The following is an 18,009-nucleotide window of genomic DNA, read 5'->3' on the forward strand; positions in this document are numbered from 1 at the left end:
CGTAGACACCAAAAACTTTCATGCTGGGCAAACTCAAAAACTTCACCGACAGCCATGGCGAGCTGCGCACCGGCCGGGGCCTGATCACCGGCGTGATTGCACTGACGCTGGGCACTTTGTGCCTGCTGGGCGTGCTGGCCTTTCACTTTCCCGAATACCTGACCACGCCCGAGCTGCGCAAAAGCTATGACATCAGCCTCATGCGGCAGATTCTCTTTTGGTCCATGGTGGTAGCTGGCGGTCTGTCCCTGGCCAACATCATCTTCAGACGCTCGCGCTGGCTGTCTAGCGTTGCCTTCGGCCTGGTGGCGGTCTCCGCCCTGCTGGGCGGGCACAAGGTGGAGGTGGACCCCAACTTCCCCTCTCACACGCCCTATATCGGCCTGGACTGGTTCATTCTCGATCTGCTGGGCAGCTCGCTGATCTTCATCTTCATCGAGAAGCTGTTTGCCCTGCGCAAGGACCAACCCGTGTTCCGCGCAGAGTGGCAGACCGACTTTCACCACTTCATCGTCAACCACATGGTGGTGGGCTTTGTGCTACTGGCCACCAACCTCATGGTGCACAAGTTCTTCGGCTGGGCCGCACATGACGGGCTGCGCGGCTGGGTGCAGGAGATGAACTTCTGGGTGGCGCTGTTCCTCATTATTTTGGTGGCCGATCTGGTCCAGTACTGGACCCACCGCGCCTACCACGAGGTGCCCGCGCTGTGGCGCCTGCACGCCGTGCACCACAGCGTCAAAAGCATGGACTGGCTGGCCGGCTCGCGCCAGCATATTCTGGAGCTGCTAATTACCCGCACCCTGGTGCTGGCGCCTATTTATGTGCTGGGTTTTTCCAAGGAAGTGATTGACGCCTACATCGTCATCGTCGGCTTTCAGGCCGTGTTCAACCACGCCAATGTCAGCGTGCGCCTGGGGCCGCTGCGCTATGTGCTGGTCACGCCCAACTTCCACCACTGGCACCACAGCCAGGACCAGGAGGCGCTGGACAAAAACTATGCCGCCCACTTTGCCTTCCTCGACTACCTCTTCGGCACGGCCGTGAAGAGCGACAAGCTCTGGCCCCAGCAGTACGGCGTGCTGGGCGACTATGTGCCCAATGGTTTTATCAAGCAGCTGAAGTTTCCGTTTACGTGGAAAGGGTGAACTCCCCCTGAGGCGCTGCGCGCACCGCATAAAGCTGGCGAGTGCCCCCAGTTCAGAGACAGCGAGCAAGGGCCGCCCCGCCGCGAAGCTGTCGTCCCCCTGGGGGGAAGGCGCGTCAGCGACTCAGGGGGGCTATTCCCAACTAAAGGACAATCGCCTTTTTTGCTCTCTCGATTGTTGTGTCCTCTTTTGATTTTGATGCCGTGGTTCTGGGCGCCGGCGCGGCCGGGCTGTTTTGTGCGGCACAGGCCGGCCAGCGCGGGCTGAAGGTCTTGCTCATCGACCATGCAGCCAAGGTGGCCGAGAAGATCCGCATCTCGGGCGGCGGGCGCTGCAACTTCACCAACCGCGACCTGGATGTGCGTGCGCCGCACAAGCATTACCTGGGACAGAACCCGCAGTTCTGCCGCTCTGCCCTGTCGCGCTACACGCCCCAGGACTTCATCGCGCTGATGGAGCGCCACGGCATCCCCTACGAGGAAAAGCACAAGGGTCAGCTGTTTGCCACCACCAGCGCGGAAGACATCATCCGCATGCTGCTGGCCGAATGCGCCACAGGCGGCGTCGAGCGCTGGCAGCCCTGCAACGTGAAAAAATTGATGTTTTTGGCCGCTGAAGCTGATACAGAGCGCACAGGAAGCTATCAAATTCATACCGACCGCGGCCTGGTGACTACACCCAAGCTGGTGCTGGCCACCGGCGGCCTGTCCATTCCCAAGATCGGCGCCAGCGACTTTGGCTATCGCCTGGCCCAGCAGTTTGAGCTGCCCCTGGTGGAGCGCCGCGCCGGCCTGGTGCCGCTGACCTTTGACGGCGCGGCCTGGCAGCCCTATGCCCAACTGGCCGGCCTGGCGCTGCCGGTGGAGATCAGCACCGGCAGCAAGAAAGAGCGCATGGCCTTTCACGAGGACCTGCTGTTCACCCACCGTGGCCTATCGGGCCCGGCCGTGCTGCAAATCTCCAGCTACTGGAAAGATGGTGCGCCACTCTGCATCAATCTGCTGCCCGGCGTGGACGTGGCCCAGCTGCTGTCGGACGCCAAGCTGCACTCGCGCAAGCTGGTGGTCAACGAGCTGGCCCAGCATATGCCCACGCGCCTGGCCGAGGCCTGGGTGGCCCAGCACCCCGAGCTGCAGCGCCCCATCAACGAGGCCGGTGACAAGGCCCTGGCCAAACTGGCCGAGCAGATCACGCGCTGGGAGATCGCCCCCACCGGCAGCGAAGGCTATAAAAAGGCCGAAGTGACCCTGGGCGGCATCGATACCAAGGCCTTGTCGCAGCAAACCATGGAATGCAAAACCCAGCCCGGGCTGTATGCGATTGGCGAGGTGGTGGACATCACAGGCTGGCTGGGTGGCTATAACTTCCAGTGGGCCTGGGCCAGCGCCACGGCCTGCGCCGAGGCCATGGCAGCCTCACGCTAAACCACGCATTTTTCAATCGCCCACCACTTCCTGCCAGCGCTGTAAACCCAGCCAGTCGCGCAGCGCCACGGCTCCGGCGGGGCTGATCGCCAGCGCCCGCGTGCCCTGGCGGCGCAGCAGCCAGCCGCGCTCCAACCCATGCTGGCACATGCAGGCGCCCAGCACACCGGCCAGATGTGGGCGGCGCTCGCTCCAATCCAGGCAGGGGCGACACAAGGGCCGGCCCGAGGCCTTGGGCACCGCCATGGCCCGCGCCAGCAGCTCGCCCTCCACGCCCCAGCGCGCCAGCTCGGCAGCAGCGGGGGCCAGCAGGCGGGCACTGCGCCCGTCTTCGCCCCAGGCCAGGGCGCCCTGCGCCAGCAAATGCTCTGCAATGGCCACGCCCAGGCGCCCGGCCAGATGGTCGTAGCAAGTCCGCGCGGTACGCAGGGCCGCATCCTGCGGGCCCACCTTGGGCCGATCCAAGCTGGAACCAGGCCCCGCCACGCGCATCAAGCCCTCCAGCAGCTGCGCCACCTCGGCCGATGCCAGGCGGTGGTAGCGATGCCGGCCTTGGGGCTGCACCTGCAACAGGCGGGCCGCCACCATCAGCGCCAGGTGGCGGCTGGCCGTGGCCGGTTGAATACCGCCGGCCTGCGCCAGCTCCCGTGCCGTCAGCGCGCGGCCATCCATCAAGGCCCACAGCATGGCGGCGCGGGCGGGCTCTCCAATCAAGGCGGCCACCTGGGCCAGGGCTTGTGCATCCATGGCCGCCAGTGTGCGCGCAAAAAACGGGGCCATGCTTCGCTGGGGAGCAAAGCATTTCGCCCGCGGCCGGCGCCATGCTCGGGGCTTGTGCATTCACCTTCCTGCCCCATGTCCGCAACACCTGCTTCTCTCCCCTCTTCCTCGCAGCAGCCCATGATTGCCGTGCTGTTTGAAGTCACTCTGCAGCCCACGCAGCGCCAGACCTATCTGGACCTGGCCACCCAACTGCGCGCCGAACTGGAAACCATGGAGGGCTTTGTCTCCATCGAGCGCTTTCAAAGCCTGGCGCATCCGGACAAGCTGCTGTCCCTGTCTTTCTGGCAGGACGAGGCCGCCGTGGCCCGCTGGCGTGCCCGTCCGGAGCACCGCAGCGCCCAGGCTGCGGGCCGCCACAGCGTGTTCAGCGACTACCGCCTGCGCGTGGCCGCCGTGCTGCGCGACTACGGCCTGCACGAGCGCGCACAGGCACCCGCCGACGCCCGCACCGTGCATGGTTAAGCGACCTGCCAAGCCCGCCTGGTTTGGCAATGGCGCAGAACACGGCTATAATGCTCGACTTTGCTGGCAACCCCGTCCGCCATACTAGTTGATAGAGACGGGGACAACCGCTGTACATGGCTCTCAGGCCCGATCTTCCCGAGAACCCGCTGACAGCACAGATATATCTGGAAATTGAATGACTACCATCCGCGTCAAAGAAAACGAACCCTATGAAGTTGCTCTGCGCCGCTTCAAGCGCACCATCGAAAAGCTGGGCCTGCTGACCGACCTGCGCGCTCGCGAGTTCTACGAGAAGCCCACTGCCGAGCGCAAGCGCAAGAAGGCAGCTGCCGTGAAGCGTCACTACAAGCGCGTTCGCAGCATGCAACTGCCCAAGAAGCTGTACTAATCACAGCCTCTAGGTTCGCTGGCTTTTAAAACAAGCCACAAACCCGCGCTAGGGACGCCAAGCGCGGGTTTTTTGTTTTTCGGCCACCGCTGGCGTGATTGTCCGGCGGTGACCTCCCACCCCAGGAGAGAAGTTATGAGCCTCAAGGCCCAGATTACCGAAGACATGAAGACCGCCATGCGTGCCAAGGACAGCGCACGCCTGGGCACCATCCGCCTGCTGCAGGCCGCGATGAAGCAAAAGGAAGTGGACGAGCGCGTGGAGCTGGACGATGTGGCCGTGGTTGCCATCGTCGACAAGCTGATCAAACAGCGCAAGGACTCCATCACCGCCTATGAAGGTGCCAACCGCCAGGACCTGGCCGATGTGGAAAAGGCCGAGATCGAGGTGCTCAAGGTCTATCTGCCCGAACGCATGAGCGAGGCGGAAATCACCGCTGCCGTGGCCGCCATCGTGGCCGGGCTGGGCGCCACCGGCCCCGGCGACATGGGCAAGGTCATGGGCGCCGTGAAGGCCCAACTGGCCGGCAAGGCCGATATGGGCCTGGTGTCTGCCGCCGTCAAGGCAGCGCTCTCCAAATAAGCGCTGTACTGCGACCGCTTCGAAAAGCACCTTCGGGTGCTTTTTTCATGCGTGCCTGCAGCCGGTGCGGCCAACCTCATTCCAGCTGGCGATACACCGCCTCGGCCAGCAGCTGCAGCCGCTCGCGTGGCAAGGCTGCGCTGAGGGCATAGCCCTGGCGGCCATCGATCCAGTAAAAGAGCTGGCTTGCGCCATCGCTGGACCATTGGAACGCCACTGGAGCGACTGCGGCCTCGCCCGGCCGGGACAGCACCGACACATACAGCGTCACGCGCTGACCCGCGCCATCCTCGTACATGAGCTGCGCCCGCGCCTGCCCGGTTTCACCGGGTAGCAAACGCCCGCCCATCAAATGAAAGCCCTGCGCATCCAGCACCGGGGCTTTGAGCTGCACCCCCAAGCGCTTGGACAGCCATTGCACCAAATGGGCCTGCTGCTGCGCGGCCACTTCGACCGGATGACGTTGCTCGGGAACATACACCGCATGGGCCGCAGCCGCCTCGTGCACAAACACCGGCAGCTGGGCTGCGGCCTGCATCGGTGCCATGGCCGTTTGCTGCCGACCCAGGCCATACCCCATACCCAATCCCATGCACAGCATCAGCCCCGCCGCCAGTGCATGCGGCCAGTGCCATTGCGATTGCACAGGGCTGCGCCGCAATGCACTGCGCAGCCGGGGCGGCACCGGCTCGTCCAGCAGCGGCGCATGCAAGGCCTGCAAACCGGCGCTCTGGGCCTGCAGGCCCGCCATGCGGGCTGCTTCTTCCGGGTGCTCGGCCAACCATTGCGCCACTGCTGCAGCGCTTTCAGGTGAGAGTTCACCATCCACCCAGGCATGGAGCATGGACTCATCGGGACGGCGGGTTGACATCACACACACTCCTTCATTTGACGGCCCTCAATGTGGGGGCGACAGGCCTCTCTCCCTCCATCAAGCGGCGCAATTGCTCGCGTGCCCGTGCCAACCGGGACATCACCGTGCCTATGGGCACATCCAGCATGGCGGCCGTCTCTGCATAGCTGAATTGTTCCATGGACACCAATAACAACACCTCACGCGCCTGCGACGGCAGGCACGCGAGGGCACGCTCCAGATCCAGCCGCAGCGACATGGCTGCCGTGGGGTCATGGCTGGGGCTGCAGGCCTCATCCCACTCAACCATGCGGTGCAGCCCCGTCTGTTGCCACTGGTTGGCATAGAGGTTGTGCATCAAGGTCAGCAGCCAGCTGCGCAAGGCTTTTTGCACCGCTTCAGAAGAAGCCGCTTCGGGCGGACGCCACAGCCCCCATTTCAGGCAGGCCCGCTCCAATGTGTCTTGCACCAAATCATCCGCGCGGGCAGCATCGCCCAGCAGCACCCGCGCATAGCGGCGCAAGCGCGGGATATGGGCAATGGCGGCGTCGACATCCACGCGGCACCTTACTCAGGGTTTGACCACATGCCAGGCGTTGTTCAGAAAGCCATCGCCCGTTTTGTCACCGGGCTTGGCATCCTTGGCCCAGTAGTAAAGCGGGCGCCCCTTGTAAGCCCATTGCTTGCTACCGTCGTCACGTGCCACCACGCTCCAGTCTGCGCTTGCGACTGCGTTTGCGGGCGCCATCAAGGGCGGCCAATTGCTGGCACAGCCGCCGTTGCACACGCTCTTGCCCGAGCCCACGGCATCTTTGTCAAAAACATAGAGCGTCATCTGGTTAGACCCGACCAACACGCCATTCAAACTCGTGGCCGGAGAGGGCGCCGGCGTGATGGATGCGGTAGAGCAGGCCGCCAGCAGAGCGGATGCCAGGATGGTGAGGGAAGCGGTGCGAATCATGAGGTCTCTCCTTGAGGTTGACCTACGGTAAACAGTGCTGCGTGCCGTTTTATTCCATGGACTGACAAATTATTCGACCTGCGCAAAGTGCGCCTGCAAAAACTCCACGGCCACGCGCACCTTGGCGGAGCGGCTGAGACGGCTGGGGTAGACGGCCCAGATGTTCGCCTCCTGCGTCCAGGTCGGCAGCAGTTGCACCAGGCGCCCGGCCGCCAGATCGGCACGCACATCCCAGATGGAGCGCAGGACGATGCCATGGCCATCCATTGCCCATTGCACCGCCATCTCCCCATTGTTGCTGGACAGCGGCCCCGTCACCTTGAGCGAGCGCTCTTCGGCCCCGGCGCGCAACTTCCACACGCCGAAGGGATGGTCGCGCTCCTTGATGACCAGGCAGTCGTGGGCAGACAGCTCGTCCACGCTGCGCGGCATGCCCTTGCGTGCCAGATAGGCCGGCGCGGCACACAGCACGCGGTGGTTGTCAGCCAGGCGCCGGGCAATCAGGTGCGGCGCAATCTCGTCGCCCACGCGCACATCCAGATCAAAGCCTTCGGCCGCCACATCCACAATGCGGTCAAACACCTCCAGCCGCAGCTGCAACCCAGGGTGACGCGCTATCAGTTGCGAGAGTGCTGGCGCCACCACATGGCGGCCAAAGCCAAAGCTGCTGCTCACCCGCAGCAGGCCGCGCGGCTCGCTGCGGGTGGTGCCCACGTCCTGCACCAGATGGTCTATGTCATCCAGAATGCGCTGCGCCCACTGGAACACACGCTCGCCCTCTTCCGTCACCGCCACCCGCCGCGTCGTACGGTGCAGCAGCTTCACCGCCAGCGCAGCCTCCAGCAGCCGGATGCGCTTGCTCACATAGGCCGGAGATACACCCAGCTCCTGGGCCGCCGCCGCAAAGCTGGCGCGGCGCACCACCACCAGCAGCACGCGCAGGTCTTCGGGCAAGACATGGGGTAAGGGCTTTTTCAACACGGTATGTAAACAATCAAAGCACAGAGCAGGGATTGTCTTCAATAAAGCGCAGGCCACAATGGAAGCATTGCCAATGGAGAAACCATGTCCCAACCCAAGAAGATTGCCGTGATCGCCGGCGACGGCATAGGCCGCGAAGTCATGCCCGAAGGCCTGCGTGCGCTGGAAGCGGCAGCCCAGCGCTTCGGCCTGCCGCTGGAGTTTCACCACTTTGACTGGGCGCACTGCGACTACTACGCCGCGCACGGAAAAATGATGCCGGATGACTGGAAGGCCCAGCTCGCGGGCATGGATGCCATCTTCTTCGGCGCCGTGGGCTGGCCCGCAACGGTGCCCGACCATGTCTCGCTGTGGGGTTCGCTGCTCAAGTTCCGCCGCGAATTCGACCAGTACATCAATCTGCGCCCGGTGCGCCTGTTCGAGGGCGTGCCCTGCCCGCTGGCGGGCCGCAAGCCAGGCGATATCGACTACTACGTGGTGCGCGAAAACACCGAGGGCGAGTACACCTCCCTCGGCGGCATCATGTTCGAAGGCACGGACCGCGAGATCTGCATCCAGGAGTCGGTCTACAGCAAGCAAGGCTCCGAACGTCTGCTGAAATACGCTTTCGATCTGGCCCAAAGCCGCAGCAAAAAACACGTGACCCTGGCCACCAAGAGCAATGGCATCGCCATCAGCATGCCCTGGTGGGACAAGCAGGCCGACGCCATGCACCGGCACTACCCCGAGGTGACGCTGGACAAGCAGCACATCGACATTCTCACGGCGCGCTTTGTGCTGCAGCCTGGCCGCTTTGACGTGGTGGCCGCCACCAATCTGTTTGGCGACATCCTCTCCGACCTGGGCCCTGCCACCACCGGCACCATAGGCCTGGCCCCCTCGGCCAACCTCAACCCCGAACGGAGCTTTCCCTCGCTCTTCGAGCCGGTGCACGGCTCGGCCCCCGACATCTACGGCCAAAACATTGCCAACCCCATTGCCATGGTCTGGTCCGGGGCCTTGATGCTGGACTTTCTGGGGCACTCGCAAGGCCCCTGGCAAGCGGCGCACAATGCCATCGTCACGGCGATCGAGGACGTGATCAAAACCGGCCCCAAGACGCCAGACCTGGGTGGCAAGGCCAACACCACGCAGGTGGGCGAAGCGATTGCACAGCGGATTGCACAGGGCTGAACAGGCCCGGGTGCCGGCTGTCCCTGGCTTTCCGAAGGACTGCTTTGTGTTTTGTCTGCGCCGGCTCTAGAAAGGGCTTTTGCCGTGCGCGGTGCCGCAGGCAATCTCCTCACAAGGAACCGGCCATGGATACAGAGCAGCTCCTGCAGTCCTTTCTGGAAGCCTCGCCCGGTGCGAACGCACTGGAGGGCAGCGCCCAGCAAAAAATCTTCTTCGCCGCCATCGCCCAGCTCAGTGGCGGCAGCCTGCGCCTGCCGCCACGCAGCCCCGACACCCAGCATGTGCTGCAGCTGCTGCACCAGCAATACGGCGAGCGATTGCAGCTGCATGAGGTCTATGGCTTTGGCCTGGCACAAGACGCCTTCAAGGAAGAAGCCAAACGCCATTGGCGCACCACCGGCCATCTGCTGACACTGGACGCAATCACCCTGCTGTCCGTGCGCTGCCACGAGGATGGCGAAGCCGTGGTCCAGGTGCTGCAGGCCCCAGAGGCAGCAGCCCTGTGCAAAACGGTGCTGCAGGGCATGCTGGACCTGATGCAGCGCCACACCCACCAGTTGCAGCAGAGCTTCAATGCCTCGGCCTTCTTCAGCGACTACCGCCGTGTGCTGCCCCATGGCGGTGGATTCTTTCAGCTCCACACCCCGCGCGAGTTGGACGACTTTCACACCGTCACCGACCGCTACCGCATGTATTTGCTGGGCAAGCAGGGCATGCCCACTCACCTGAGCCGCTTTCTGGGCTGGAGCCAGGAAAGAGGGAGCCTGGCGCGCTTTGCCAGCGATTCCGGGGAAGTGGATGTCGATGCCTGCGATGTGCTGTTTTGCGCCGGGCTGCAGGAAGACCACCCCCGCCTGCTGAAGCTGGCCCAGCGCGCAGCGCGTCCCACCTCCTGGGCCTTGCGCCCACGCATCCACTACGACCCCTTCGACGCCTCTCCCTATAGCGTGGTGATCGAACAGGCCACGCACGGCCATCTGCGCGTGGACACCACCTGGGTCTACTTCGCCCAGCAGCGTGAAGCCCTGCATTTTTGCGAACGCTATCGCGGCGCGCAGCCCGGCCTGCTGGAGACCGTGGACCCGCAGGATCTCACCGCCCTGGGCGTGACCAAGCTGGAAGGCGCTGCCCTGGGCAAGCTGCAAGGCGTGGCCCTGGCTCCCGAGCCCGCCCGCATGAGCTGGGGGAAAGTAGCCCCCTGAGTCTAGCTCCCCCCTGAGTCGCCTTCGGCGCCTTCCCCCAGGGGGACGGCAGCCTTGACTGCGGGGCGGCCCTTGCAGGCTACCCTGACTTGGGCCACGCCAGTTTGAAGCAAGCTGGGCCTGAGCAAACACAGAAGTCCCTGTGGGCACGGCCTCCTTGCTCCGAGGGGGGCGGCAGCCTTGGCTGCGGGACGGCCCTTGCTGGCTGCCCTGACTTGGGCCACACCAGTTTGAAGCAAGCTGGGCCTGAGCAAACACAGAAGTCCCTGTGGACACGGCCTCCTTGCCCCGAGGGGGGAACGACAGCCTTGACTGAGGGCAGTCCATGCTGCGGGGCGGCCGGCGTAGGCCCTTGCTGGCTGCCGCTGCCTTGGACAACGCCAGTTTTATGCGGCCTGGATCACAACAGGTCTTAACAGCATGCGAGCCATACCCTAGGGAACAAGCGCAGCTCTTCCGGGAAGGGGACGATGGCCTTGGCTACGGAGCGATCCTTGCTGGCCATCTCGCGCCTGGGCTGCGCCGGTTTATGCGGCCTGGCTCAGGACGCTCCGCTTTGCGGCGCCGGTTCCGGCCCGCCTTGTTGGCGCTGGTGCAGCCAATGCTCCAGATCCTGCGGCGCCAAGGGACGGGAAAACAAAAAGCCCTGGGCCACGGGGTAGCCCTGCTCATGCAGCATGGCGTTTTGCACCGGTGTTTCCACCCCTTCCGCCACCACGGTCAGGTGCAGACTCTGGCCTATGCCCAGGATGGCACGGCTCAAAGCCTGGGCCGTGGCGTCATGCTCCAGGTCGGCCACAAAGCTGCGGTCCAGCTTCAGCTCGCTCACCGGCAGGCGGCGCAGATAGCTCAGGCTGGAGTAGCCGGTACCAAAGTCATCCATGGACAGGCGCACCCCCTTGGCATGCACCTCGGCAATGGTCTTCATGGTGCTGGGGTTGGTGTCAAGCAGCACGCTTTCCGTCAGCTCCAGTGTCAGGTCTTGCGGCGCCAGGGCATGGTGGTCCAGGGTGTCGGCAATCATGCGCGGCAGGTCCAGGTTGTGAAAGCTGGTGGGGGAGAGGTTGACCGACACCGCCGGCACCATCAGCCCCTGGGCCCGCCACTGGGCCAGTTGCCGGCAGGCCTCGCCCAATGCCCAACGCCCCAGCTCGGCGATCAGACCGCATTCCTCGGCCAGCGGAATAAAGCGCGCCGGGGAAATCTCCCCCAGCTCCGCATGGGTCCAGCGCGCCAGGGCTTCCACGCCATACAGCTGCCCGGTCTCCAGATCAACCTGCGGCTGGTAATGCAGCTGCAGCGCTGCCTTCTGCAAGGCGTCGCGCAGCGCCAGCTCCAGCGCCAGGCGCTCCTGTACCAGCTGGTTCATTTCGCTGCTGTAGAAGCTGAAGCTCCCCCGCCCTCCACTCTTGGCCTGGTACATGGCCATGTCCGCGCGCTGCAGCAAGGTCTCCATATCGCGGCCATCGGCGGGGTACATGGCAATGCCTATGCTGGCCGACACGGCCAGCGTGGCATCGGCCACCTGCAGCGACGCGGCCAGCAAGCCCTGCAAGCGCTCGATGGTGTAGGTCACATGCTCTGCGTCGCACTGCGGCAGCACCACCACGAACTCGTCGCCGGACAAACGCCCTGCAATATCCGAGGCCCGCAACACCTCCTGCAGCCTGGAGGCCACATGGCACAGCAGCTCATCACCTGCCGAATGCCCCAGCGAATCATTGACCTGTTTGAAACGGTCCAGATCGATGAACAGCACGGCCAGCTGTTCTTCATTGCGCGCCGCACTGGCAATGGCCTGCTCGGCCCTGGCCTGCAGCAGGCTGCGATTAGGCAGGCCGGTCAGGCTGTCATAGAAAGCCAGCTGGCGAATACGGGCACGGGCGCGTTCACGCTCCAGTGCCAGCGTGCACAAATGCGTGCAGGCATCCATCAGCTGCTGGTGAAAGTCCAGCAAATCCCCTTTCAGGGTTTCACGAAAATAGAGCGCAAAAGTGGCGACCACCTCCCCCTCGCCGTTGCGTATGGGCGAGGACCAGCAGGAGCGATAGCCCAGCATCTGCACCAGATGCTGGTAGCCACTCCACAGCGGGTCGGTGCTGATGTCGTCCACGCGCACCGGCGTATTGCGCCAGGCCGCCGTGCCGCAGCTTCCGGCCTTGGGCCCTACGGCCATGCCATCCACCTGCTGCGAATAGGCCGCAGGCAGACTGGGGCCGGCCAGGGCGCGCAGGCATTGGTTGGCATCCACCTCCAAAATGGAGACGGCCACCTCGGGGGCAATGCGCTCCACCTCCCGGCACACCAGCTCCAGCACCTCGGTCAGCGGGCGCTCGCGGGCCATGGCCTCCAGCACCCGGTGCTGCAAGACCTCATGCATCTTGGCGCGGGTAATGTCGGTGAGCACCGTGATGGTGTAGCGCCAATGCCCGTCGGCATCCACAATGGGATTGCTGGTGACCTTGGCCCAGTAACGCTGGCCCTGCTTGCCCACCACCACCTCTTCCCGCCCCACGGGCTGGCCTGCGCGCAAGGCCCCGCGATAGGTCTGGGCAAACTCTTCCGGCATTTGCGGCACCAGCAAGGGAATCGGATCTGCCTCCGCCAGCTCTTCGCTGCGCCAGCCCAGCATGCGGGTGAAGCCGCCGTTGACATAGAGGATGCGCGAGTGACCGTCGCTGATCATGACGGCCGAATCCGTGGCATCGGCCACCAGGGACAGGCGCTGCAGATGCTCTTGCTGCTGCTGCTCCTGCGCTCGGCGCTCGGTGATGTCGGTGGCCACTTTCAGGATCTGCACCACCTGGCCGCTGGTATCGTGCACCGGCGCATAGGTGGCCTCCAGCCAGCAGCGGCTGCCGTCGCCACGCACGCGCTCCACCACGCCGGAATGGGTGACGCCGCTGCACAAGCGGGCCCAGAAATGCCGGAACTGCGCCGCATCCTGCGGCGTACAAAAGCTCTGGTAGCTGCGGTTCTCGGCCTGCTCCTGCGTCAGCCTCAAGATATCCAGATACCGGCTGTTGGCCCGGCACAGCGATCCGTCCAGCGCAAACGCTGCAATCGCCATCACCCGGTCCAGCGCCTGCCACTGGGCCCCATGCAGCCCCCCCAAAGACGCGCTTGCAATTCCCTCAACCATCATGCTTCCTTTGCTTTTTTTCTGCGGTGGTCACAGCGCAGCGACCGTGCATCGATTGCCGGCAGCAATCTTAATGATGGCTTTAATATTTACAAACTATGGGTGCATGAAAATTTTTTGCTTGTGCCTGCGCTTTGCATGCTGCTTGGCCTGGATCAGAAAATGCGCTCAAACAGTGGCGGCCATACAGCCCGCCAGCCCAGCCGCACAGGCCCCAAAGTGACCACCCACCACACCGCGGCCAATGCCTTGCGCGGCCCCGTCCACCGCTGCACAGGCCATCAGCCAAATGTCAGCTCGGAAAGTAGGCTGATCCACACCATGAAGAACACTGGCTCATACGCCCCCTGCCGGGCCGCCACCAGCCGCCATGGCAGTGCATGCGGGCACACCCGCGCAAAGCACCCAAGGCAAAGAAGCAGCCATAAAGCACAAGACGCTCAAGCGCATGGAACTCCGGCTTTACAAGCCCCATGCCATGACCACAAAGCGCATCCCCCAGATGGAGCTGGCGACCAGTCCCCTCGCAACAAGGGCACTGCCGTCACGGCGCTGGCATGCATGCCACCGTAGCCAATGCCACGGGGCGGCCTTGCGCCTGGCGCGCGGCGACAAAGGCATCAAAGGCCTGGGCACTGGTTTTTCCGGGCACATAGCCCCAGCTTTTGAGCGCCGTGTTCAACAGCACGGGTCGATAACGCAAAAAGTCCAGTTGCTCGGGCCCATAGCGGCTCACACCCAGATGAGAGCCCAGCCACAGAGCCGCTTGCAACAAGCCCGCAGGCAGCACGCGTGTGGTTTTCCCCAGGCGCTCCGCGATCTCGTGAATGGTCAACGCCCCATCACCTGCCAGGTTGTAGCAACCGGGAGCCGCCCCCTGGAGTGCATGCAAGATAGCGCCGGTCACATCCTCATCCCAGATGAACACAAACGGGCTGTCGCTGCCGCGTATCGCCAACAGACGCTGCTTCTCAAACAGCGCCGTGATCTGGTTGTCCACACGCTCGCCCAGAATGGTGCCTATGCGCAACACGGTTTGCTGCAGCTGTGGATGGGCCTCGCGCCACTCTGCCAGCATTTCCTCCACTAGCCTTTTGTGGTCGGAATAGGCAAATACCGGGTTACCACGCAAAGGATGGTCTTCGACAATCCAGGGAGCGTTATCAGCGTAGTAGCCATAGGCTGCCCCGCTGGACGACACTACCACATGCCGCACGCCCGCTGCCACACACGCGCCCAGCACATTGCGCGTGCCGTTGACATCCACATCGTATTCAAAGGCTCGGCTCGAACCCTTGCTCGGCGTCACGATGGAGGCCAGATGCACCACGGTGTCGATATCGAATTCGCGCAAGGTATCGACCAAACCACCATCACGCACATCCTGTACGCGGTAGACCATGCCGGGCTGGCGCTGCTCTGCGGGCACTTCGCGCACATCCAGTGCCACCACCGTGGCACCGGCACGCCGGACCAAGGCGGCCACCACACTGCGCCCCAGAAAACCGTCCCCCCCCGTCACCAACACGCGCTGCGCACGCGCGGTGGAGACCTCCAGGCCCATAGCTTGATCGCTCATGCCTTCACTCCTTGCTGCGATCCGCCTTGCGGCACTTTGCGCCTCCACCACGACGCAAGCGCCAGACCCGCAATGATGTCCCAGAACCCCCACACGCCCGCCACCACAGCCATGCCGCCCAGGCCTCCAAAAAAGCTGAAGATCAGTACCAGGCCCAAGCCCGCATTGCGCACCCCCACTTCCATGGCCACGGCCCGGCGCTCATAGTCCGCCAGGCCGGTAACGCGCGCGCACCCGTAGCCCGTGGCAAAAGCTATGGCGTCATGCAAGGCCACGGCCAGCAGCACTAGACCCACATAGTCGAGAAAGAAACGCCAGTTGCCGACAATGGCACCCACGATGAAACCGACCAAGGCCAGCAGACTCAGTACATGCACGGCTTTCTTGATGCGCTGCGTGCCCTGCGGGAAGCGGTGCGCACACCACAGACCCAGCACAAACGGCAGACCAATGATGGCCACGATATGGCCCACCATCTCCAACGGGTTCAGCGCAATCGTCTGCAGCAGGGCCGACGCCGTAGGATGCATGCCGCCCCACAATGCAAAGTTCAGCGGCATAACCACCACCGCGATGGCATTGGAGATCGCCGTCATCGAAACAGACAGCGCCACATTGCCGCGAGCGCGGTGGGTGAGGATGTTGGAGATATTGCCCGGCGGGCAGCAAGCGACCAGAATCATGCCCAGCGCAATGCTGGGCCCCACGCCCAGCAGCAAGGTCAGGGCGTAGGTCACGGCCGGCAGCACCAGAAACTGCGCAGCAATGCCCACCGCCATGGCCCAGGGCATGCGGGCCACGCGGCGAAAATCATCCAGCCGCGTATCCAGCGCAATGCCAAACATCAAAAAGCCCAGCACCCCGTTCAGCAAGGCCAGCGCAGCGGGGTTGAAGTTCAGGCGAATGTCATCAACGGGCAGCATGACTCGCTCCCTGTGCTACGCCCTGGCCCACAGCGGCAGGCAGCACAGCAGCTGCTTCACGCACCGTGCGGCGATACACGTCCTTGTTCACGTAATACGCCATCCGCTCCAGCTGCAGATAGCGGTAGCCGCCGCTCAGATCGGGAGCCGGGCCCGCCACCTTGGCCTGAAAGCGCAGAGCCGCCGGAGCCCGGACATCCAGGCCATGAAAGTAACGCGCCACCAGCTCGGCCTGCTCGTAGCGCCCCTGCCAGCCCAGGCCGCTGGCCTCCAGCATGCCCAGCACGGCCAGACGGTGGTAGCGCGGGTTGAAGATGTTCAGGTACAGCCGGGGCGCCATGCCACTCCAGTTGAGCAGAGCCTTTTCCATGAAGGGATAGTGCAAGGTATAGCCTGTGGCCAGAAGCACCAAGTCGTAGTCCTGTTGCTTGCTGTCTTTGAAGTGCACGGTGTGTCCGTCAAAGCGGGCAATGTCGGCCCTTACCTGGATGTCGCCATGACCCAGGTGGTGCAGGATGAGCGAGTTCACAATGGGGTGGGACTCGTACATCTTGTAGTCGGGCTTGGGAAAACCGAAACGCACCGGATCCCCCGTAAACCACTTCAGCACCTGGCTGTCCACTTTTTGCTTCAACCAACGCGGCAAAGAACGCTTTCCGCCCAAGGTGTCGGCCGGCTTGCCAAACACATACTTGGGTACGAAGTAGTAGCCACGGCGCACCGATATGTCCACGTTCTGCGCCGCATGCACCGCATCCACCGCGATGTCGCAGCCCGAGTTTCCGGCGCCCACGATCAGCACCCGCTTGCCTTTGAGCTGCTCGGCCGTTTTGTACTGACAGGTGTGCAACAGCTCGCCGGCGAACTGGCCGAAAAACCGTGGGATCTGCGGCTCCGACAAGGTGCCATTGGCGATCACCACGCCTTTGTAGACAGCGCTTTCCAGTGCGCCCTCGGCATTGCGTACCGTCACGCGCCAAGGTGTGTCCGCGTCTTCGGGGCGCACAGGCTCCACCTTTTCCACCCGCACGTTGAAGCGAAAGTGCCGGCGCAGATCGAAGCGGTCGGCAAAGTCGCTGAAATAGCGGGTCAGCTCCCGGTGGCTGGGGTAGTCGGCCACTTCATCGTCCATGGGGAATTCCGTGAACTCCGTAGTGCGCTTGCTGGAAATCAAATGAGCTGAGGCATAGACCGTGGAGCGTGGGTTACGGATGTTCCACAATCCACCCACATCGCTGTAAGCCTCAAAGCCCTGAAACGCAATGCCGCAGCGCTGCAGATTGCGCGCCCCGGCCAGCCCCGAAGGGCCGGCACCGATCAAGGCCACCATGGTCTCCGTGGGCTGTGCCTGGCGGGTCGCTGCGGGCGCCGTATGGCGGTCATTTCGCATGTTTTGTCTCCCTCGTTTTTGTGCGCTGCATTGGACGGGTCATGGTCCGAGGCTCTCCGTGCCACGCACATCTAACATTTGCATGCACTCTATGTTCAATGCTAAAAATCCCGAAAATTTTTAGTGAGGCGTCTCATTTTTCGAGATTTATGACAAAAACAAGCCTGCCACCAGCACTGCGCCTCTTCGATCTGCTGGAAATCCTGGTGCGTGAAGCCCGGCCTGTGAGCCTGACCGAAGTGGTGGCCCTCAGCGGCTGGCCCAAACCCAGCGTGCATCGCCAGCTGATGCAACTGGAAGCCGGCGGCCTCCTGGTACGCGAGCCTGATGGCCGCCGCTTTACCCTGGCGACACGACTGCTGCGTTTGGCCGAAGCCACCTTGGCTGGGAGCGCCCAGCAAAGCGTGCGCCATGCTGTGCTGCGACAGTTGGTGAGCGATATTGGAGAGAGCTGCAATCTCACGGCACTGTCAGGCGCCGAGGTGGTGTATCTGGACCGCATCGAATCGGCCTTTCCACTGCAGCTCAATCTGCGCCCCGGGACCCGTGTGCCGGTGCACTGTTCGGCCAGCGGCAAGCTCATCCTGGCGCATATGGCGGCCGCGCGGCGCACCGCCTTGATGGATGGGTTGCCGCTGCCGCGCTACACGGCCACCACCTTGACCACACCCCAGGTTCTGGACGAAGAATTCCGCCGCATTCGCAAACAAGGCTATGCCGTCGATGCCGAGGAATTTGTGGAAGGCCTGGTCTGCGTGGCCGTTCCGGTATGGGGCAATGACGGCCGCAGCGTGCGCTGCGCCGTGGCCGTGCAAGCCCCGGTGGCGCGCATGAACCTGGCCCAAGCCCTGGAAAAAGCCCCGCGCCTGCATGAAGCCGCCAAGGCCCTGGGCCGCACGCTCTCTTGAGCGAAGAATGTGTTCAACGTCTCCTCGCGGCGCGCCCGCAAAGCCACTGGTCATCACATTCCAATTTCTGGACTGGAGTGAAATCGGGCGATTTCTTCGTGCAAAAG

Annotated in this window: 17 protein-coding genes; 8 read left to right on the plus strand and 9 right to left on the minus strand. The window is 63.6% G+C overall.

Features of this window, described 5'->3' with window-relative positions; all coding sequences use genetic code 11:
• Nucleotides 1-20: 20 nt before the first annotated feature.
• Together ACA027_RS15745 and ACA027_RS15750 are read left to right on the plus strand one after the other, a co-directional pair.
• Nucleotides 21-1,148: a sterol desaturase family protein gene (locus tag ACA027_RS15745; RefSeq protein WP_370679146.1), complete on the plus strand. Its 1,128-nt coding sequence runs from the start codon at nt 21-23 to the stop codon at nt 1,146-1,148.
• Between the two features lie 173 nt (nt 1,149-1,321).
• Complete coding sequence (locus ACA027_RS15750; protein ID WP_370682601.1) at nt 1,322-2,572, plus strand: NAD(P)/FAD-dependent oxidoreductase; 1,251 nt, start codon at nt 1,322-1,324, stop codon at nt 2,570-2,572.
• Nucleotides 2,573-2,584: 12 nt separating this feature from the next.
• Here the strand turns inward: ACA027_RS15750 and ACA027_RS15755 are convergent, their stop codons facing one another.
• Entirely contained in the window at nt 2,585-3,352 is a 768-nt protein-coding gene (locus ACA027_RS15755) for an ArsR/SmtB family transcription factor (protein WP_370679147.1), read from the minus strand.
• A gap of 120 nt (nt 3,353-3,472) precedes the next feature.
• Here ACA027_RS15755 and ACA027_RS15760 point away from each other — a divergent pair, with 120 nt between their 5' ends.
• The 3 genes from ACA027_RS15760 to ACA027_RS15770 all read left to right on the plus strand — a co-directional run bounded on the left by ACA027_RS15760 (nt 3,473) and on the right by ACA027_RS15770 (nt 4,790).
• Nucleotides 3,473-3,817, plus strand: a complete 345-nt coding sequence (locus ACA027_RS15760; RefSeq protein ID WP_370682602.1) for an antibiotic biosynthesis monooxygenase — start codon at nt 3,473-3,475, stop codon at nt 3,815-3,817.
• A gap of 178 nt (nt 3,818-3,995) precedes the next feature.
• Nucleotides 3,996-4,208 carry a 30S ribosomal protein S21 gene (gene rpsU, locus ACA027_RS15765; protein ID WP_003052999.1) on the plus strand — a complete coding sequence of 71 codons (213 nt, stop codon included), beginning with the start codon at nt 3,996-3,998 and terminating at the stop codon, nt 4,206-4,208.
• A 135-nt stretch (nt 4,209-4,343) separates the two neighbouring features.
• Complete coding sequence (locus ACA027_RS15770) at nt 4,344-4,790, plus strand: GatB/YqeY domain-containing protein (RefSeq protein ID WP_370679148.1); 447 nt, start codon at nt 4,344-4,346, stop codon at nt 4,788-4,790.
• 76 nt (nt 4,791-4,866) lie between these two features.
• On the opposite strand, the gene ACA027_RS15775 is transcribed toward ACA027_RS15770, so the two are convergent.
• The 4 genes from ACA027_RS15775 to ACA027_RS15790 form a co-directional block, all read right to left on the minus strand.
• The gene (locus tag ACA027_RS15775; protein ID WP_370679149.1) at nt 4,867-5,661 is read right to left on the minus strand and encodes an anti-sigma factor; all 795 of its coding nucleotides are present in this window, start codon (nt 5,659-5,661) and stop codon (nt 4,867-4,869) included.
• A gap of 13 nt (nt 5,662-5,674) precedes the next feature.
• The gene (locus tag ACA027_RS15780) at nt 5,675-6,202 is read right to left on the minus strand and encodes an RNA polymerase sigma factor (protein ID WP_370679150.1); all 528 of its coding nucleotides are present in this window, start codon (nt 6,200-6,202) and stop codon (nt 5,675-5,677) included.
• 12 nt (nt 6,203-6,214) lie between these two features.
• On the minus strand, nt 6,215-6,604 hold the full coding sequence (locus tag ACA027_RS15785; protein WP_370679151.1) for a hypothetical protein: 390 nt from the start codon (nt 6,602-6,604) through the stop codon (nt 6,215-6,217).
• A 69-nt stretch (nt 6,605-6,673) separates the two neighbouring features.
• Nucleotides 6,674-7,582: a LysR substrate-binding domain-containing protein gene (locus tag ACA027_RS15790; protein ID WP_370679152.1), complete on the minus strand. Its 909-nt coding sequence runs from the start codon at nt 7,580-7,582 to the stop codon at nt 6,674-6,676.
• 87 nt (nt 7,583-7,669) lie between these two features.
• On the opposite strand from ACA027_RS15790, the gene ACA027_RS15795 reads away from it, so the two are divergent.
• Together ACA027_RS15795 and ACA027_RS15800 are read left to right on the plus strand one after the other, a co-directional pair.
• Nucleotides 7,670-8,758: a tartrate dehydrogenase gene (locus ACA027_RS15795; protein ID WP_370679153.1), complete on the plus strand. Its 1,089-nt coding sequence runs from the start codon at nt 7,670-7,672 to the stop codon at nt 8,756-8,758.
• A gap of 125 nt (nt 8,759-8,883) precedes the next feature.
• On the plus strand, nt 8,884-9,960 hold the full coding sequence (locus ACA027_RS15800) for a hypothetical protein (RefSeq protein ID WP_370679154.1): 1,077 nt from the start codon (nt 8,884-8,886) through the stop codon (nt 9,958-9,960).
• A 541-nt stretch (nt 9,961-10,501) separates the two neighbouring features.
• Here ACA027_RS15800 and ACA027_RS15805 read toward each other — a convergent pair.
• The 4 genes from ACA027_RS15805 to ACA027_RS15820 form a co-directional block, all read right to left on the minus strand.
• Nucleotides 10,502-13,102, minus strand: coding sequence for an EAL domain-containing protein (locus tag ACA027_RS15805; protein WP_370682603.1), 2,601 nt, complete (start codon nt 13,100-13,102; stop codon nt 10,502-10,504).
• 544 nt (nt 13,103-13,646) lie between these two features.
• Nucleotides 13,647-14,681, minus strand: a complete 1,035-nt coding sequence (locus tag ACA027_RS15810; RefSeq protein WP_370679155.1) for an SDR family oxidoreductase — start codon at nt 14,679-14,681, stop codon at nt 13,647-13,649.
• Nucleotides 14,678-15,604 carry a bile acid:sodium symporter family protein gene (locus ACA027_RS15815; protein ID WP_370679156.1) on the minus strand — a complete coding sequence of 309 codons (927 nt, stop codon included), beginning with the start codon at nt 15,602-15,604 and terminating at the stop codon, nt 14,678-14,680. The genes ACA027_RS15810 and ACA027_RS15815 overlap by 4 nt, the downstream gene beginning before the upstream one ends.
• On the minus strand, nt 15,591-16,994 hold the full coding sequence (locus ACA027_RS15820) for a flavin-containing monooxygenase (protein ID WP_370679157.1): 1,404 nt from the start codon (nt 16,992-16,994) through the stop codon (nt 15,591-15,593). The genes ACA027_RS15815 and ACA027_RS15820 overlap by 14 nt, the downstream gene beginning before the upstream one ends.
• 149 nt (nt 16,995-17,143) lie before the next feature.
• Between ACA027_RS15820 and ACA027_RS15825 the strand changes: the two genes are divergently transcribed.
• Nucleotides 17,144-17,902, plus strand: a complete 759-nt coding sequence (locus ACA027_RS15825; RefSeq protein WP_370679158.1) for an IclR family transcriptional regulator — start codon at nt 17,144-17,146, stop codon at nt 17,900-17,902.
• Nucleotides 17,903-18,009: the final 107 nt, after the last annotated feature.

It is taken from the genome of Comamonas sp. GB3 AK4-5, assembly GCF_041320665.1.
GTDB lineage: Bacteria > Pseudomonadota > Gammaproteobacteria > Burkholderiales > Burkholderiaceae_C > Comamonas.

Excerpts from the sequence above, each read along its gene's own strand:
- ACA027_RS15745 (WP_370679146.1), top strand. The coding sequence starts at position 21 with ATGCTGGGCAAACTCAAAAACTTCACCGACAGCCATGGCGAGCTGCGC.
- ACA027_RS15755 (WP_370679147.1), bottom strand. The coding sequence starts at position 3,352 with ATGGCCCCGTTTTTTGCGCGCACACTGGCGGCCATGGATGCACAAGCC.
- ACA027_RS15760 (WP_370682602.1), top strand. The coding sequence starts at position 3,473 with ATGATTGCCGTGCTGTTTGAAGTCACTCTGCAGCCCACGCAGCGCCAG.
- rpsU (WP_003052999.1), top strand. The coding sequence starts at position 3,996 with ATGACTACCATCCGCGTCAAAGAAAACGAACCCTATGAAGTTGCTCTG.
- ACA027_RS15770 (WP_370679148.1), top strand. The coding sequence starts at position 4,344 with ATGAGCCTCAAGGCCCAGATTACCGAAGACATGAAGACCGCCATGCGT.
- ACA027_RS15775 (WP_370679149.1), bottom strand. The coding sequence starts at position 5,661 with ATGTCAACCCGCCGTCCCGATGAGTCCATGCTCCATGCCTGGGTGGAT.
- ACA027_RS15785 (WP_370679151.1), bottom strand. The coding sequence starts at position 6,604 with ATGATTCGCACCGCTTCCCTCACCATCCTGGCATCCGCTCTGCTGGCG.
- ACA027_RS15795 (WP_370679153.1), top strand. The coding sequence starts at position 7,670 with ATGTCCCAACCCAAGAAGATTGCCGTGATCGCCGGCGACGGCATAGGC.
- ACA027_RS15800 (WP_370679154.1), top strand. The coding sequence starts at position 8,884 with ATGGATACAGAGCAGCTCCTGCAGTCCTTTCTGGAAGCCTCGCCCGGT.
- ACA027_RS15805 (WP_370682603.1), bottom strand. The coding sequence starts at position 13,102 with ATGGTTGAGGGAATTGCAAGCGCGTCTTTGGGGGGGCTGCATGGGGCC.
- ACA027_RS15810 (WP_370679155.1), bottom strand. The coding sequence starts at position 14,681 with ATGAGCGATCAAGCTATGGGCCTGGAGGTCTCCACCGCGCGTGCGCAG.
- ACA027_RS15815 (WP_370679156.1), bottom strand. The coding sequence starts at position 15,604 with ATGCTGCCCGTTGATGACATTCGCCTGAACTTCAACCCCGCTGCGCTG.
- ACA027_RS15820 (WP_370679157.1), bottom strand. The coding sequence starts at position 16,994 with ATGCGAAATGACCGCCATACGGCGCCCGCAGCGACCCGCCAGGCACAG.
- ACA027_RS15825 (WP_370679158.1), top strand. The coding sequence starts at position 17,144 with ATGACAAAAACAAGCCTGCCACCAGCACTGCGCCTCTTCGATCTGCTG.